The 15,845-nt window shown below is 72.2% G+C and carries 13 protein-coding genes; 3 read left to right on the forward strand and 10 right to left on the reverse strand.

The window, feature by feature from the left end; all coding sequences use genetic code 11:
- Nucleotides 1-10: 10 nt before the first annotated feature.
- Nucleotides 11-3,907 carry a glycoside hydrolase family 2 TIM barrel-domain containing protein gene (locus tag HNR57_RS03210; RefSeq protein ID WP_184555505.1) on the reverse strand — a complete coding sequence of 1,299 codons (3,897 nt, stop codon included), beginning with the start codon at nt 3,905-3,907 and terminating at the stop codon, nt 11-13.
- Nucleotides 3,908-4,131: 224 nt separating this feature from the next.
- Nucleotides 4,132-4,962 (reverse strand): alpha/beta fold hydrolase, encoded by an 831-nt coding sequence (locus HNR57_RS03215; RefSeq protein WP_184555508.1) that lies wholly within the window; start codon nt 4,960-4,962, stop codon nt 4,132-4,134.
- Between the two features lie 152 nt (nt 4,963-5,114).
- Here HNR57_RS03215 and HNR57_RS03220 point away from each other — a divergent pair, with 152 nt between their 5' ends.
- Entirely contained in the window at nt 5,115-7,160 is a 2,046-nt protein-coding gene (locus tag HNR57_RS03220) for a SpoIIE family protein phosphatase (RefSeq protein WP_184555511.1), read from the forward strand.
- 11 nt (nt 7,161-7,171) lie between these two features.
- Here the strand turns inward: HNR57_RS03220 and HNR57_RS03225 are convergent, their stop codons facing one another.
- The 5 genes from HNR57_RS03225 to HNR57_RS03245 all read right to left on the reverse strand — a co-directional run bounded on the left by HNR57_RS03225 (nt 7,172) and on the right by HNR57_RS03245 (nt 11,128).
- The gene (locus HNR57_RS03225; protein WP_184555513.1) at nt 7,172-7,588 is read right to left on the reverse strand and encodes a DUF7144 family membrane protein; all 417 of its coding nucleotides are present in this window, start codon (nt 7,586-7,588) and stop codon (nt 7,172-7,174) included.
- A gap of 32 nt (nt 7,589-7,620) precedes the next feature.
- A complete protein-coding gene (locus HNR57_RS03230; RefSeq protein WP_184555515.1) occupies nt 7,621-8,091 on the reverse strand; it encodes an SHOCT domain-containing protein in 471 nt (156 codons plus the stop codon).
- Nucleotides 8,092-8,169: 78 nt separating this feature from the next.
- Nucleotides 8,170-9,051, reverse strand: coding sequence for a YhjD/YihY/BrkB family envelope integrity protein (locus tag HNR57_RS03235; protein ID WP_184555517.1), 882 nt, complete (start codon nt 9,049-9,051; stop codon nt 8,170-8,172).
- A gap of 3 nt (nt 9,052-9,054) precedes the next feature.
- The gene (locus tag HNR57_RS03240) at nt 9,055-10,410 is read right to left on the reverse strand and encodes a hypothetical protein (RefSeq protein WP_184555519.1); all 1,356 of its coding nucleotides are present in this window, start codon (nt 10,408-10,410) and stop codon (nt 9,055-9,057) included.
- Between the two features lie 55 nt (nt 10,411-10,465).
- Nucleotides 10,466-11,128 carry an HdeD family acid-resistance protein gene (locus tag HNR57_RS03245; RefSeq protein ID WP_184555521.1) on the reverse strand — a complete coding sequence of 221 codons (663 nt, stop codon included), beginning with the start codon at nt 11,126-11,128 and terminating at the stop codon, nt 10,466-10,468.
- A gap of 165 nt (nt 11,129-11,293) precedes the next feature.
- On the opposite strand from HNR57_RS03245, the gene HNR57_RS03250 reads away from it, so the two are divergent.
- Complete coding sequence (locus HNR57_RS03250; RefSeq protein WP_184555523.1) at nt 11,294-11,932, forward strand: potassium channel family protein; 639 nt, start codon at nt 11,294-11,296, stop codon at nt 11,930-11,932.
- Between the two features lie 3 nt (nt 11,933-11,935).
- Nucleotides 11,936-13,345, forward strand: coding sequence for a DUF2252 domain-containing protein (locus HNR57_RS03255; protein ID WP_184555527.1), 1,410 nt, complete (start codon nt 11,936-11,938; stop codon nt 13,343-13,345).
- A 22-nt stretch (nt 13,346-13,367) separates the two neighbouring features.
- Here the strand turns inward: HNR57_RS03255 and HNR57_RS03260 are convergent, their stop codons facing one another.
- The 3 genes from HNR57_RS03260 to HNR57_RS03270 form a co-directional block, all read right to left on the reverse strand.
- Complete coding sequence (locus HNR57_RS03260) at nt 13,368-13,565, reverse strand: DUF8691 family protein (protein ID WP_184556564.1); 198 nt, start codon at nt 13,563-13,565, stop codon at nt 13,368-13,370.
- Between the two features lie 124 nt (nt 13,566-13,689).
- Nucleotides 13,690-14,208, reverse strand: coding sequence for a hypothetical protein (locus tag HNR57_RS03265; RefSeq protein ID WP_184555530.1), 519 nt, complete (start codon nt 14,206-14,208; stop codon nt 13,690-13,692).
- A complete protein-coding gene (locus HNR57_RS03270) occupies nt 14,208-15,815 on the reverse strand; it encodes an MFS transporter (RefSeq protein ID WP_184555533.1) in 1,608 nt (535 codons plus the stop codon). The genes HNR57_RS03265 and HNR57_RS03270 overlap by 1 nt, the downstream gene beginning before the upstream one ends.
- Between the last annotated feature and the right edge of the window lie 30 nt (nt 15,816-15,845).

Genomic DNA, 15,845 nt, shown 5'->3' on the forward strand with positions numbered 1-15,845 from the left:
CCGACCCGGTCTACGCGGTGCCGGTCGGCCGTCGCGAGGCCTCCATCGCCTCACTCACGCGCGTGAGCGGACGCAGCCGGTAGGTGTACGCGTAGTCGCGGCCCGCGAGCAGCTTGAACTCGTCGTGGGTGTGCGCGCCCCAGCTGTTGTCGCCGCCCACGCCCATCTGACGGTGGTTGACCCGCAGGACCACCGCGTCCCGCGGGGTGAGCTGGTAGTCGTGGCGAGCGCCGACGGACAGGTCCTCGGGGGTGAAGTGCGAGGCGTTGACCTCCAGCAGCGGCTCACCGGACACGAGCAGTCCGCGTCCCCTGCCGTCGGTCAGCGCCGCCCAGCGGACGTCGGTCTTGTTGCCGTTCTCCTGGGGCCGCAGGTACGGGGTCCACTGCCCGGAGACGGTGCCGGAGTACAGGCCCACGTCGGTGGCGTTGTTGCGGTCCCACATGTTCTCCTCGGGACCCCGGCCGTAGTAGTGCAGCCGGTCCAGGCCCCGCGGCAGGAACAGCAGGGTGCCGACCTCCGGGATGTACGGCAGGTTCGCCGCCCCCGGGTGCAGGGTGTTGCCGACCTTGATCTCGCCGTTGCCGAAGACCGTGTACGTCGTGCTGTACGTCGACTCGGTGGCGGTGGGCAGCGTGCCGGTGACGGTGACCTCGACGGCCCGGTCGTCGAGGGGCCGTACCCGTACGTCGGTCACCTTCCGCTTCGCTCCGGCGTCGCGCCACGTCTGGTTGCGGGTGTGCTGGCCGTTGCCGCGGTCGTTGTCGGTGGGCGCCCGCCAGAAGTTCGGGACGGGTCCGGAGGTGATGAGCCGGGTGCCGCCCGCCTCGTAGGAGGTGATGGTTCCGGTGCCCTTGTCGACGGTGACGGCGAAGCCCCTGCCCTTCACGGTGACGCTCTCGTCCCCGTCGGTGTGGCTGAGGGCGGGCACGCTGCTCAGCGGCGCGGGCTTCACGGCCGGGCTGCCCGCGTCGAGCGCGAGTTGCCGCTTGGCCACCTCGAAGCCGGCCTTGGCCCACCGGGTGGCTTCCCTGGTGGTGAAGGAGAGCTGGAGGAAGTACTCCGTGCCGGGTCCGGGCTTCGCCGGGAGCCGCACCGGAACCTTGATGTCCTTGCTGCTGAGCGGGGCGACGTTCAGCTGGTCGCGGGTCAGCCGGCCGCGCTGGACGACCTTGCCGTCGGCGACGAGGGACCAACGGCCGTCGAACTCACGGAGGTTGGTGAACAGGTACTCGTTGGTGAGCGTGACGGCTCCGGGGCCGCCCGAAGCCGGGGTGGCGTCGACGGCCTGGTAGATCTGCTTGACCTCGGCGGACTTGCCGGTGAGGCTGCGGTCGGGCAGGACGATGCCGTCGCCGGAGAAGGCACCGTCGTTGGGGTTGTCGCCCCAGTCGCCGCCGTACGCGTAGAACGTCTTGTCGCGCGGGCGCTTCTCGGTGAGGCCGGCGGTGGCCGCGTCGAACCAGAAGCGCACGCCCTCGTCGTCGGGCTTGCGGGTGTCCGAGGCCAGTTCCGCCGCGCTCAGGGCGCGGGCGTACACGCGGGCGCGGCGGATGGTGCCGCTGAACTCCCGGGTCGGGTTGTCGATGTCGGTGGCGAGCGACAGCGACGCGGTGTTCACGCCGGGGCGGCGGGTGGTGGTCCGGGTGCCGCGCACCTGGCCGTCGACGTACAGGGTGAGCGTGCCCGCATCCGCGTCGAAGACGCCGGCGACGTGGTGCTCCTTGCCGGTCCAGCCGTCGGGCAGGGCCCAGCTCGCGGTGACCCACTGACCGCCGCCGTGGATGAAGAACTCCAGGTTCTTGTCGGTCTGCTTGAGGGCGTACTGGGTGTCGCCCTTGGCGATGACGGGCTGATGGCCGCCGGTGACGTCCGGGGTGACCCAGGCCTCAAGGGTCAGGGAGCCGGTGAGGTCGAGGCGGGTGTCGCGGGGGAAGACGGTGCCGCCCGAGACGCCCTTGGCGCGGTCGAAGGTCGCGGCGGGTGCCATGATCTCGCCGCGCAGCGCGCCCGGGCCGGACTCGGTCAGCAGCTTGCGCGTGGGGGTGGGCCAGCTCAGGGCCTGGTCGACGAAGTCCCAGATCCAGCCGCCCTGGAGGACGTCGTAGCGGCGGACGATGTCCCAGTACTTCTTGAAGTTGCCGTTGGAGTTGCCCATGCCGTGGGAGTACTCGATCATCACGTACGGCCGGGTGTCGCTCGTGTCCTTGGCGCGCTGCTCGACCCGTTGCGGGCTGTCGTACATCTCGGAGCGGATGTCGCTGATGCCGGGGCGGTCGTCGCCCTCGTACTGGATGACGCGGGTGGGGTCGTAGGAGCGGATCCAGTCGTGCATGGCGTTGAAGGTGGTGCCGCCGCCCGCCTCGTTGCCGAGGGACCAGATGACCACGCTGGCGTGGTTCTTGTCGCGGTGGACCATGTTCTGGGCGCGGACCACGCACGCCTCGGTCCACTCGGGGTGGCCGCTGCCGGGGAACTTGTCGCGGATGCCGTGGGTCTCGAGGTTGGTCTCGTCCACGAGGTACAGGCCGTACTCGTCGGCGAGTTCGAGCCACAGCGGGTTGTTGGGGTAGTGCGAGGTGCGGACGCTGTTGATGTTGAGGCGCTTGATGATCTCGATGTCCTCGACCATCTGCGCGCGGGTGAGTGCCGAGCCGGTGACGGGGTGCATCTCGTGGCGGTTGGTGCCGCGGAAGGAGACCGGCTTGCCGTTGATGCGCATCAGGCCGTCCTTCAGCGCGAATTCGCGGAAGCCGACCCGGTGCGAGAGGGTCTCCACCACCTTGCCCGCGGGGTCGCGCAGGCGGAGCACGGCGGTGTAGAGGTCCGGGTGCTCGGCCGACCACAGCTTCGGCGCGGGGACGGCTCTGGACGCCTCGACCGTCACCTCGTCGCCGTCGGGGACGTCGGCGGAACGGTTCAGGGGCCGGGACCAGACCGCGTGGCCGCGCGCGTCGTAGAGCTGGGTCTCGACGGTGTAGCGGCCCGCGCCCTCGCCGCCGTAGTCGCGCACGTGCGCGGTGACTTTGAGCTCGGCGGAGGTGTAGCCGTCGCCGAGCGGGGTGTCCAGCTTGAAGTCGCGCAGGTGCACGCTGGGCGTGGAGTACAGGTGGACCGAGCGGAAGATGCCGCTCAGCCGGATCATGTCCTGGTCCTCCAGCCACTCAGCGTCGGAGTAGCGGTACACCTCGACGGCGATCTGGTTGGTGCCCGGCTTCAGGTGGGGGGTGATGTCGTACTCGGCGGAGGTGTAGGAGTCCTCGTGGTAGCCCACCAGCTCGCCGTTGATCCACACGTAGTGGGCGGACTTGACGCCCTCGAAGTGCAGGAAGGTGCGCCGGCCCCGCCAGTTGCCGGGCACGGTGAAGGTGCGGCGGTACTGGCCGACGGGGTTGTAGCGGGTCGGGGCGGCCGGCGGCTGGGCTTCCTCGCCACGGCCGTTGGGGCCCCACCAGGGGTAGGTGATGTTGACGTAGATCGGGACGTCGTAGCCGTGCAGCTGCCAGGCCGAGGGCACCGGGATGGTGTCCCAGCCGGAGTCGTCGAGGTCGGTGCGGTGGAAGTCGGTGTCCCGGTCGTCGGGGCGGTCCACGTAGGCGAACTTCCAGGTGCCGTCGAGGCTCAGCCGGTACGGCGAGCGCTCGCGGTCGCCCCTCAGGGCCTGCCCGAGGTCCCCGTAGGGCATGAGGGTGGTGTGCGGCGGCTCGGTGCCCACCCGGTACACGCTCAGGCCGTCGTTCCACTCGGGAGGGCCGTCCGCCGCCGGGCGCCGGGCGGCGGCGTGTGCCGCGACGGACGACGCGGACAGGGCGAGCGCGCCGAGCACGGCGGCTCCCCCCTCCAGCAGTCGGCGGCGGCTGACGACCGGCCGGTCGGCGGGAGAAGGGTGCGAGTGGGGGTGCGGCATGACCGTGGCCTTCCTCGGTTCGACAGGGTGCTGCACGGACTGAGGGCACGTCAGACGGGAGTCCCAACTGCCCACCTACGATGGGTGTTTCTGTTGGGACCCGTGCAACTGACGGTGGCGGAGCAACTGCTGAGCAGGCACACCCTAGGACTCGAACACAAACGAAGCAATGACCCCGTCGGACTTTGTGCGGTCCTGAGGGGTTCCCCGGGGTCGGACGGCTCTCAGGACGTGAGGAACACCAGCAACTCGCCCGTCAGCCGGGCGGGCGCGTCCAGCGGGACGAGGTGACCGGCCTCCGGGACGGGCACCAGCCGGGCTCCCGGGATCAGGGCGGCGAGTTCCTGCCCCCTGGCGAACGGGATCCAGGTGTCCTCGGTGCCCCAGCACACCGTGACGGGCAGGTCGATGGTCGGGTAGAGCGGCTGGATCTCGTCGGTGTAGCGCTGGTCGGCCTGCGCGATCTGCCGGTAGAAGGCGGCCTGGCCCTCCTCCCCTGTCCAGGGCCCGACCAGGGCGTCGAGGGTGGCGGGACGCAGGCCGGGGTGGCTCGCGGAGGAGACGTACTCGCGCACCAGGGCCTCGTGCAGCGCCGCCGGGAGCTGCTCGAAGACCCGGCTGTGCTCTCCGACCAGCCGGAAGAAGGGGGAGCCCCAGGGCCTCAGCGCCACCGGGTCGACCAGCGCGAGCCGCCGGTAGCGGGCCCCGTGCAGCAGATGGGCGCGCAGGGCCACGCACCCCCCGAAGTCGTGCGCGACGACCGCCGGCTCCTCCAGGCCCCAGTGCGCGAGCAGCTCGGCGAAGATCCGGCCCTGGGCGCCCAGGGAGACGTCCTGGCCGGCGTGCATGCCGGAGGTGCCGTAGCCCGCCATGTCCCACACATGTACGCGGTGCCCGGCGGCGGCGAGGGCGGGCGCGATCTCGTGCCACACATACGAGGAGAAGGGCGTCCCGTGCAGCAGCACCACCGGCTCTGCGCCGGGGTCGCCGAGGCGGTCCCAGCGCACGGTCCCCGACCCGGTGACCAGGCTCTCCCGCAGTATCCAGTCAGCCACGATCCCGCTCCCTCCCGTCGCGGGCACCTACCCGCGGTTTTTTGTCATTTCGGCGCGACAGTGCCGCTCCTCCGACCGTAATGTGACCTCATCGGACAGCCAGAGCAGCAGATCATGGCGGTACCTTTGCCGCGCCGGAAGGAGCGGCTCGCATGAACGGGTATGCGACCTCGGACCGCGACGCCGTCACGGCCGCGCCCGGCGGGTTGCTGGACCTGCTGAAGGTCGCGGCCGTGGTCCTGGACGCGGGCGGGCGCATCGCGTTGTGGAGTCCCGAGATCGAGCAACTGCTCGGCTGGACCGCGGCGGAGGCCCTGCGGCAGCGCGCCGACACCCTCCTGGTCTCCCCCGAGAACCGGCCCCGCGGCAGGGAGCTGTTCGCCCAGGTCAGCACAGGTGCCCGGTGGGCCGGTGTCTTCCCGCTGCGGCACCGCGACGGCACGGAACGCGCCGTGGAGTTCCGTACGATGCGCCTCCTCGACCCCGAGGGGCAGCCCCACCTGCTGGGACTGGCCACGGACGCGACGACCGTACGGCAGGTGGAGCGCGACCTCGCCCTCTCGCACAGCCTCGTGAACCAGACCCCGCTCGGCATCGCCGTCTTCGACAACGACCTGCGCTGGGTCGGCGTCAATCCCGCGCTGGAGCGGATCAACGGCGTGCCCGAGGAGGCCGTCCTGGGGCGCCGGGTGGGTGAGGTGCTGCCGGATCTGGACGTGGCGGCCATCGAGGCCCGGATGCGGCACGTCCTGGAGACCGGCAGACCCCTGCTCGACCAGCAGACCGTCGGGCGTACGGCGGCGGACGTCCAGGACCGCGCCTACTCGGAGTCGTACCACCGCATCGAGGACACCGACGGCCGGGTGCTCGGGCTCGCGATGGCCGTGCTGGACGTCACCGAGCGCCAGCAGGCCGCGGCGGAGGTCGCGCAGGCACGCCAGCACCTGTCGGTGATCGCCGACGCGGGCATGAAGATCGGCACCACGCTGGACCTCCAGCAGACCGCCCGGGAGCTGGCCGACGTGGTCGTGCCGCATCTGGCGGACCTGGCCGCCGTGGACGTCCTGGAGTCGGTCGTGGCCAGCGGCACCATCACGCCGGTGTCGGGCGGCGCCCCGGCCGAGTTCCGGGCTCTGGCCGTCGCGGCCGGCTACCCCACCGACGCCATCCACGCCGCCGACCCGGTGGGCGAACTGGCCACGTACGGCTCGTCGCGGGTCATCACGCAGGTCGTGCGCAGCGCCCGCCCGGTCCTGGTCGAGCGCGTGGACGGCAAGATGCTCCGGCGTCTGGCAAGGGACTCACGGGCCGCCTTGGCCCTGCACGAGGCCGGTGCCCACTCCTACCTGGCGCTGCCGCTGGTGGCCCGGGGCAAGGTGCTCGGCACGCTCTCGCTGTACCGCACGGTCAACGAGCGCCCCTTCGACGACCGGGACCGGGTGCTGGCCTCCGAACTCGCCGCCCGGGCCGCGATCTGCATCGACAACGCCCGCCTCTACGGCCGCGAGCGCGGCACCGCCCTGACCCTGCAGCGCAGCCTGCTGCCGAGCACGCCCGCCGAGCGGGAGGGGCTGGACATCGCCGCCCGCTACCGCCCGGCCCTCAGCGAGGTCGGCGGCGACTGGTACGACGTCCTGCCGCTGGGCCCGGGGCGCACCGGGCTGATCGTCGGGGACGTCATGGGCAAGGGCGTCCAGGCCGCGGCGATCATGGGGCAGCTCAGCACCGCGACCCGGGCGCTGGCCCGGCTGGACCTGCCGCCGGCCGAGCTGCTGCGCCACCTCGACGACATCGCCGGCTCGCTCGGCGACGCGATCGCCACGTGCGTGTACGCGGTGTGCGACCTGGAGCGCGGCACCTGCGAGCTGTCCAGCGCCGGGCATCTGCCGCCGGTGCTCGCCGGGGCGGACGGCAGCGCGAAGCTCCTCGACGTGCCGGGCGGTGTGCCGCTCGGGGTCGGCGGCGTGGGGTTCGGCACGGTGGAGGTGGAGCTCGCCCCGGGCTCCCTGCTCGCCCTCTACACGGACGGGCTGGTGGAGAACCGCTCGGAGCCGATCGACACGGGCCTCGACACGCTGACCCGCCTGCTCGGCAGCGCGGGGCCCAGCCTGCAGCGCGCGAGCGACAGTCTGCTCAGCGCGCTGAGTCCCGAACCGGACGACGACGTGGCCCTGCTGCTGGTCCGCAGGCGGGTCTGAGCCGCGACGGCTCAGGCGTCACCCCTGCGTGGGGTGCACAGGGCCCAGATGATGAACGCGGACATCGCGATCATGACCACGGACCAGACCGGGTAGGCGGGCAGGGAGAGGAAGTTGGCGATGATGACGAGTCCGGCGATGCCCACGCCGGTGACGCGCGCCCAGCCCGACCCCTGGAACAGACCCATGCTGACGAGCACGGCGACCACACCCAGGATGAGGTGGATCCAGCCCCAGCCGGTGAGGTCGAACGCGAAGACGTAGTTGGGGGTCGAGACGAAGACCTCGTCCTCGGCGATGGCTGCGATGCCGCGCAGCACGGCGAGGATCCCGGCGATCATGAGCATGACGGCCGCGAAGACCATCATGCCCGTGGCCAAGTTGTGCTTCGCCGTCCTGTGCCCGTGCGTAGGGTGTGTGGCTGCCATCTGCTGCCTCGTTTCTGTGGCGTCCGGCGCGGTCAGCGACCGGAGGTGGAGGTGGCGTGCGGCGAGGATGCCGACGCGCCGGAGCCGCTCAGGACCAGGTGCTTGGCCTTGCGGAACTCCTCGTCGGTGATGTCACCGCGGGCGCGGATCTCGGACAGCCTGGCGAGTTCGTCGACGCTGCTCGTCCGGTCGTCGCCGCCCCGGGCGGTCTGCCGTATGTAGCTGTCCATGGCCTCCTGCTGCTCGCGGGCGTGTGCGATCTCCCTGCGTCCCATGTTCTTGCCGCGGGCGATGACGTAGACGAACACCCCGAGGAAGGGCAGGACGATGCAGAACACCAGCCAGCCCGTCTTGGCCCAGCCGCTCAGGGAGTCGTCGCGGAAGATGTCGAAGACGATCCGGAAGAGCAGCACGAACCACATGATCCACAGGAAGAACCACAGCATCGCCCAGAAGGCGCTCAGCAGTGGAAAGTCGTACGCCAGGTAGGTCTGCGCACTCATGTCACTCCTCCGTCCCGGGCGGGGGCCCGGCAGCCTTATGTGCCGTTCTCAGCGTGGTCGCGGTCCGGGACGGCTGCCTCACCCGGAGCGGGTGATCGTGCGGCCGCCGCGCGGCCGGCCACGGGTGCCGATAGCCCTGCGGTACCAGGCGGACGTGGCCACCGTCTCGCCGAGTGCCAGCCCCGAGACGGCTACCAGGAAGACCGCGATCAGCCACGACAGGAAGGTGAACACCGGTCCCAGCAGGCCGAACGCCTCCAGGCTGCGGTCCATGGCCGTGGGCATCAGCAGACGGGCCGCCCAGCTGAGCCCGACCGTCCCCGTCCCCGCCAGGACCGCTCCCGGCAGCAGCTCGCTCCAGCCGACCCTGGCGCCCAGCAGCAGGTGCTGCGACCACCACCACAGCAGCGTCGCCCCGAGCAGGGACAGCACCGCTCCGAGAACCGGGCCGACGCCGAAGCCGCCGCGCATCGGCGCCTGGAGGAGCAGGTAGACGAGCCAGACCAGCAGCCACAGCGGCCAGCGCCAGGCCGCCTCCCGCAGCGGGGCCCGGGGCAGGTTCCAGCACCGCTGGCACACCGCCTGGAGCGCCCGGCTGAAGGCGGTCGCCGAAGCGAGCGTGACCAGCAAGCCCACGGCCCCGACCGTGTTCGCGGTGGGTCCGGTCGCCTCGAAGGCGCGCCGCACCTCCTCCAGCGTGTCGCCCCGGACCCCGAGCAGCTCCTGGAGCGCGTCGGCCAGCAGGTCCTGTACGCCGTCGGGTGCGAACGCCGCCACCGTCATCAGCAGGGGCAGCGCGGCGAGGAAGGCCTGGGCGGCCAGCCGGACCGCCCCTTCCACGATGTTGAGCGCGACCAGCCGGGGCAGCAGCCGGGCCGCGGGGCCGGACCTCAGGTGCGCCGAGATCCGCTCGGCCCTCGACCTGCGGGACGGCGGATCCGGGGCGGCGGTGCCGGACATGACTCATGGAGCCGCGGCCGGGCCCGTCCGCGTGGTATCCGCGCCCAGTGCGGCAGCGGCGAGCGTCTCCAGGACGATCAGCACGACGACGACCAGGCCTGCCACGAGCGCGACCGCGCCGGCCGTGGGGTGGTTCCACAGGACGAGGGCCAGCACGCCCGCGCCGATGACGATGCCGGTGGTCCACGAGCGGTGCTCCGCCAGGGCGAGGCCGGCGGATCCGGTGCGCAGCCCGGCACGGGACAGGCCCCGGCCGGCGGCCGAGGTGCCCCGGCGGGCGAGGTTCCGGACGGCCCGGGCCCCGCGCCCGGGGCCGTAGAGGTAGGCGGCCAGTGCGGTGATCACGGCCACCACGAGCAGGGTGCGGGTGCTGTCGCGCAGGAAGCGGACGAAGGTGTCGTAGATCGCCGCGGCGGCGTCCGGCGGCAGCGTCGCGCTCGGCACGGCGTCCAGGTAGACCCGCCGCAGGAGGGCGAGCGCCACCAGGAACACGATCATCATCACGCCGACGCCGACAGCCGTGACCAGCAGCATGCGCCGGTGCCGGGGAGCGGTCCACACGGCGAGGGCTGCCAGGGCGACCGTCAGCACGGGCAGCCAGGTACCCATGGTGTCCAGCAGCCTCATCGCGTCCTTCGCTTTGCCCAGTTCCTCGGCCTGGAACAGCGTGATGGTCCGGTCGGTGTCCGGGATGGCCGCGGCCTTGTCGAAGCCCGCGTCGACGAGACGCTGTCGCACCTCGTCGACCACCTGGCCGAGGTCGAGTTGCACGGTGTCGCCCTCGGCGCGGAGCGCGCCCTCGCGCTCTCCGGTGAGCATGCTCACCACGGCGGCGTGCGCCCGCGTGTTGGCGCCCTCCCACACCTGCGCGAAGACATCGCTGGTCACGACGCGGCTGATGGTCCGGTCCACGACGTCGCGGACGGCGGAGCGCAGGGGCCCGGCGAGGGACTCGGACGCCTCCACCACGCGCGGCGGTGCCCCGGCGTCCGCCAGCGTCCGCGTGAGCGCGTCCGTCACCGCCTCGACATCCACCTGGGCCACCACGCGGTCGGTCAGCCGGTCGGTCACCACGTCCTGGACCGCCGGGTCCGAGGCGAGCGGTGCCACGGTCTGCACGTACCGGCCCGTGTCGGAGACCTGGTCGTCCACCCAGGTGGCGACGACCGACAGCGGCGCGAGCAGCAGGGCCAGGACGAGCAGCACGCCGGCGCCGGAGTAGCGCAGCCGGCGGTGCCGTACGCCTGCGTTCCGGCGCAGCCGCTCGTACTCGGCGTCTTCTTCCGTGCTCAGGAAGCGCCCCGACCCCTCATTCCCCTCGCCGGGAGGTGACGGGACGGGACCGTCGGTGGGGGCCATGGCTGCTCCTTGCATGCGGTGACGGCGGTCGCCGTCGTCGGGTGTCCCGCCTGGCTCAGGCATTCCCGGTGGGGCCGTGCGGAACGGCCGTGGACGTTCCGCGCAGCGCGGCCCGCCAGGCGAACGCGAGCCCCGCCTCGGCCAGTCCGAGCAGGACGAGCCACAGGCCGAGCAGCCGGGTCAGCGCGCGGGCCGACTCCGCGGGCAGGGCGAGCACCACGATGCCCGCGACGATGCCCAGCACCGCGGCGCCCAGGACGAAGCCGCGGTGCGGCAGGTCCCGGGCGGCGAGGGCGGTGTAGAGGGTGAGGATGCCGGACACCAGCCAGACGAGGCCGACGATCAGCGACAGCGCGGTGATGGTCTGCAGCGGGTTCCGCAGGCACAGCACTCCGGCCAGCACGTACAGCACGGCCAGGAGCAGACTGGGCAGGCGGTGGCCCTGCTCCTGCCGGGCGAAGGTCGCGACGAAGCGGAACGCTCCGGCCGCCAGCAGGTACAGGCCCATCAGCACCGCCACGACGTGCAGGGTGGCCTCGGGCCAGACCAGGAGCAGGATGCCCGGCACGAGGGTCGCCACCGCCGAGGCGAGGATCCACGTCCAGGACCGTCCGAGGGCCGCCAGCAGCTGCGCGGGGTCGCCCGCGGTGCTGTACGCAGGCCCCGCGGGCTCGTACTCGGCTCCCGCACGTGGCCCCTGACCCGGTGACGTGGCCATGACTCCTCCTCACCGGCGATCCGCCGGTCTGCGGGAACGCCCTTGCCGAGCAGCGTCGCGTGCCCCGCCGGCCTCGGGATCACCCCCGGCGGGTGATCCCTCTCCCGCGCCGCCGCGGTGAGGTGGTGAGGACCCCATCTGACGGCAGGGAGCACGAGACACGAGATGAACGATCCAGCGCTGGCCCGGACCACGTCCCCCCGGCTGCGGCAGAAGCAGGACCAGGAGCAGGACGAGGAGCAGGAGCGGCTTCGGCGGCAGCACGGTCCGCGGCGACGCGCGCGGGCCGCCGTCCTCGTGCGTGCGGTGCTCATCGCGACCGGTCTCGTCACCGTCTACTACCTGCTGCCTCTGGACGGGCGGAGCACGACCGGCACCTCGGTCCTGCTCGCCTGCGGGCTGCTGCTGTGCGTCGTGGTCTTCTGGTGGGAGGTGCGGGCCATCACGTACTCGCCCTACCCGCGGCTGAAGGCCGTCGAGGCCCTGGCCGCCACGCTGGTCCTCTTCCTCCTGCTCTTCGCCGGCACCTACTACCTGCTGGAGCACTCCACCCCGGGTTCCTTCAGCGAACCGCTGACCAAGACGGACTCCCTGTACTTCACGCTCACCACGTTCACCACGGTCGGGTACGGCGACATCGCCGCCCGTTCCCAGACCGGACGCGTACTGACGATGATTCAGATGGCGGGCGGACTGCTGCTGGTGGGCGTCGCCGCACGGATCCTCGCCGGTGCCGTACAGGCGGGGCTGCGCCGTCGGGGACGGGAGCCCTCGGACGACTTCACCTCGCGGCCGGAGGACTGAGCCATGACCGTACCGGGCCCCCTCACGACCTACCTGTCCCCGGCCGAGCGGGCGGCCGAGGGCCGGAACGTGCGACGGCACGTCCCCCGCTCGTCCCACGGCTTCTTCGACGCCGGGCCACAGCGCTTCGACCCGGTCGAGGTGGTGGAACGTCAGTCGGCCACCCGCATACCGGAGTTGGTGCCGATCCGCTACGCCCGCATGCTCGAATCCCCGTTCCGCTTCTACCGCGGCGCGGCGGCCGTCATGGCGGCCGATCTCGGGGCCGTCGCGGACACCGGACTGCGGGTGCAGCTCTGCGGCGACGCCCATCTGCTGAACTTCCGGCTGCTGGCCTCGCCGGAACGCCACCTGGTGTTCGACATCAACGACTTCGACGAGACCCTGGCCGGGCCGTTCGAGTGGGACGTCAAGCGGCTCGCGACCAGTTTCGCCATCGCGGGCCGGGCCAACGGTTTCGAGGCCGAGGAGCAGAACCGGGTGGTGGAGACGTGCGTACGGGCCTACCGGCAGCGGATGCGGGAGTTCGCGGGCATGCGCACCCTGGACATCTGGTACGCGCAGGACGACGCCGACCGGCTGCGGGAACTGATGGCCGCGTCGATGACCAAGGAGGCGAGGCGCCGTACCGCCGAGGCGACGGCGAAGGCCAGGACCCGCACCCACCTCCAGGCCTTCGCGAAACTCACCCGGGTCACGGACGAAGGCCGGCGGATCGCCCCTGACCCGCCCCTGATCACGCCGCTGCGCGACCTGGTGGACGACTCCGCGCCGCACGGGCAGGAGAAGGAGCTGCGCGCCGTCCTGGAGGGATACGTGCGGACCCTGTCGTCCGAGCGCCGGCATCTGCTGCGCCGCTACCGGCTGGTCGACATCGCCCGCAAGGTCGTGGGCGTCGGCAGCGTCGGAACCCGCTGCTGGATCGTGCTCCTGCTCGGCCGGGACGACGACGATCCGCTGCTGCTGCAGGCCAAGGAGGCACAGGCGTCGGTACTCGCCGACCACACCGACGGCATCCGCTACGACAACGAGGGCCGCCGCGTGGTGGCGGGCCAGCGGCTGATCCAGACGACCAGCGACATCCTCCTCGGCTGGACGCACGCCGTGGGCCTCGACGGGCACGAGCGGGACTTCTATGTGCGTCAGCTGCGCGACTGGAAGGGCATCGCCCGGCCGGACACGATGGACCCGGGCCTGCTGCGGCTGTTCGCCGGGCTGTGCGGGGCGAGTCTGGCGAGGGCCCATGCCCGCTCGGGCGACCCCATCGCCATCGGGGCGTACCTCGGCGGCGGGAACGGCTTCGACCGCGCGCTCACCGCGTTCGCGCAGTCCTACGCCGACCGGAACGAGCGGGACTTCGCCGCGCTGGGCGCCGCCGCCCGGTCCGGCAGGATCCGGACGGCGGCCTCGTGAGCCGGTACCTCCTGTGAGCCGGTCACTCCGGCAACTGGCGCATCTCCACGACCCTGAGCCCCAGCGACTGGAAACGGGTCAGCAGCCCGTACAGGTGGGCGTCGTCCACGACCGGGCCGTACAGCAGCGTCTGCCCGGACACCACCACGTGGTCCAGTTCCGGGAAGACTTTGGCCAGTGTCTCCGACATCTGTCCGGCGATGCGGATCTCGTAGCGCATGAGCTGCTCTCCCGCGGGCGGCCCGAGAGGGTGAGGCACGCCCTTCCCTAGCGATGGTCCGCCCCGGCGAACCGTGCGCCCTCACCCGGCGCAGGTGAACCTCCGGCCCGGCTCGCGGGGCGCGTCAGTGCTTCACGACGAACTTGAAGGCGATGATCAGCAGACCGAGCAGCAGGTTCACCGCCGCCGAGGCGGCCAGCTGCCCCCGGGAGGCACCGGCCCGGACCGCCGCGGCGACCGACCAGCCGACCTGCTCCGCCACGGCCACGGCGAGCGCCAGCCACACGGCGCCCTGTATGTCCAGCCCGAGCAGGGGGCTGACGGCGACAGCGGCGGCGGGCGGGACCGCGGCCTGCACGATCGGCCACTCCTCGCGGCACACGTGCAGGACGGTCGCGCGGTCGACGGCCCGCTGCGCCAGCCGCGCTCCGAACAGCTGCGCGTGCACGTGCGCCAGCCAGAACACCCCGCCCGTCAGCACGAGCAGCAGCACCAGTTCCAGCCGGGGCAGCGCGCCCAGGGTTCCGGCCCCGATCACCACGGAGGCGGCGAGCATGGCCCCGTAGACGCCGCCGGTGTAGTCGGCGTGGGCCCGGCGCTCCGCGCTCCGTGCCCTGCGTGCGGCACCGCGGTCCGTGGCCATCAGACCCCTCCTTCGCCGGCGGGGCGCCGCGCAGGGCGCTGCCCCGCGGTCGGCAGATGCGAGGTGACCAGGAAACTGGCGACGGTGATCCCACCGGTGGCGAGGACGGCCGCCTTCAGCCCGTCGAGCTGGGCCGACGCGTAGGAGTCCGTGACCGCCTCGACCTCCGCGGGCGGCAGACCGGCCCGTTCGGCCGCCGAACGGACCTGGCCCGTGGAGACGAAGCTGACCCCGGCCTCCAGGGCCACGCCGGTCTGTCTGCGGGCCTCCTCCGACAGCCGGGGGTCGGCCTCGACCTGGGTGCTGAAGGCGTGCACCAGGGCCCCGATGAGCAGCGATCCGATGAGCGCGGTGCCCAGCGCGGAGCCCAGGTTCTGGGCCGTGAACTGGAGCCCTCCCGCCTCACTGCGCTCCTCCTCGCCGACGCCCGACTGGACGACGTTGCCCAGCTGCGAGGCGAGCAGGCCCATGCCCACGCCCAGCAGGGCCATGGCCCCGGCGAACTGGGCGTCGTCGATGGCGGGGTCGATCGTCGCCAGCAGCCACACGATCGCTCCCGCGAGGGTCAGCAGAGCCAGCCGCACCACCCGGCGCGGACCCGCCAGCCGGCCGAGCCGTGAGGCGAGCAGGGAGGCCGCGAGCATGGTGAGGGACACAGGGAGCAGCCGCAGGCCGGTCTCGAACGCGTCGAAGCCCTGCACCACCTGCAGGTACAGCGGGATCGTGAAGAACAGCCCCAGCAGGATGAGGTTCTGGCTCAGGAGCATCAGCAGACCGGACCGCAGGACCGGTCTGCCCAGCAGTGGCAGGTGCACCAGGGCGTCGGCCCCCCGGGCGTCCCGCCGCCGCTCCCAGTGCACGAAGACGGACAGGACCACCGCTCCTGCGCCGACGACGAACAGGGTGGGGGCGAAGCCCAGGACGGTGAAGGGCGGGTTGCGCGGCTGCACCCAGCCCCAGGTGCTGCTCTGGAGCACTCCGAGCACGCCCAGTCCGAGGCCGGTGGCGGAGAGCACCGCACCCACGGCGTCGAGCCGGGGCCGCGGTTCCCTCGGGGCCGTCCGGGGGATCGCGCGGTGCAAGAGCAGTACGGCCACGACGACCACGACCTCGCCGGCGAAGACCAGACGCCAGGTGAGGTACGTCGTCATCCAGCCGCCCAGCAGCGGGCCCACCGCGATGCCGGCGCCGGCGAGGCCGCCTATCACGCCGTAGGCGACGGCCCGGTCCCGTCCGCCGTAGGACTCGGCGACGAGGGCCGCCATGGAGGGCAGGACCATGGCGGCGCCGATCCCCTCGATGACCGACCAGCCCAGGGCGAGGACCCACAGACTGGGCGCGACGGCGGTCAGGGCCGAGCCGGTGCCGTAGACCGCCAGCCCCAGGAGGAACATGCGCCGGCGGCCCAGGACGTCGCCGAGCCGTCCGCCGACCATCATGAACGCCGCCATGACCAGGGCGTACAGGGTGATGACCGCCTGGATGGCGGTGACCTCGGTGTCGAAGTCCTCGACCAGCTTGCTGATGGACACGTTCATGACGGAGGTGTCCAGCACCATCAGGAACTGAGCGGTGCCGAGGACGAACAGGGGGCGCCAGCTTCTCACCCGTCCATCGCAGCCGCAGAGCCGTCGTCG

Source organism: Streptomyces paradoxus, from assembly GCF_014202475.1.
GTDB classification, from domain to species: Bacteria; Actinomycetota; Actinomycetes; order Streptomycetales; family Streptomycetaceae; genus Streptomyces; species Streptomyces paradoxus.

Coding starts and splice junctions, on each gene's coding strand:
- HNR57_RS03210 (WP_184555505.1), bottom strand. CDS start 3,907: ATGCCGCACCCCCACTCGCACCCTTCTCCCGCCGACCGGCCGGTCGTC.
- HNR57_RS03220 (WP_184555511.1), top strand. CDS start 5,115: ATGAACGGGTATGCGACCTCGGACCGCGACGCCGTCACGGCCGCGCCC.
- HNR57_RS03225 (WP_184555513.1), bottom strand. CDS start 7,588: ATGGCAGCCACACACCCTACGCACGGGCACAGGACGGCGAAGCACAAC.
- HNR57_RS03230 (WP_184555515.1), bottom strand. CDS start 8,091: ATGAGTGCGCAGACCTACCTGGCGTACGACTTTCCACTGCTGAGCGCC.
- HNR57_RS03235 (WP_184555517.1), bottom strand. CDS start 9,051: ATGTCCGGCACCGCCGCCCCGGATCCGCCGTCCCGCAGGTCGAGGGCC.
- HNR57_RS03240 (WP_184555519.1), bottom strand. CDS start 10,410: ATGGCCCCCACCGACGGTCCCGTCCCGTCACCTCCCGGCGAGGGGAAT.
- HNR57_RS03245 (WP_184555521.1), bottom strand. CDS start 11,128: ATGGCCACGTCACCGGGTCAGGGGCCACGTGCGGGAGCCGAGTACGAG.
- HNR57_RS03250 (WP_184555523.1), top strand. CDS start 11,294: ATGAACGATCCAGCGCTGGCCCGGACCACGTCCCCCCGGCTGCGGCAG.
- HNR57_RS03255 (WP_184555527.1), top strand. CDS start 11,936: ATGACCGTACCGGGCCCCCTCACGACCTACCTGTCCCCGGCCGAGCGG.
- HNR57_RS03260 (WP_184556564.1), bottom strand. CDS start 13,565: ATGCGCTACGAGATCCGCATCGCCGGACAGATGTCGGAGACACTGGCC.
- HNR57_RS03265 (WP_184555530.1), bottom strand. CDS start 14,208: ATGGCCACGGACCGCGGTGCCGCACGCAGGGCACGGAGCGCGGAGCGC.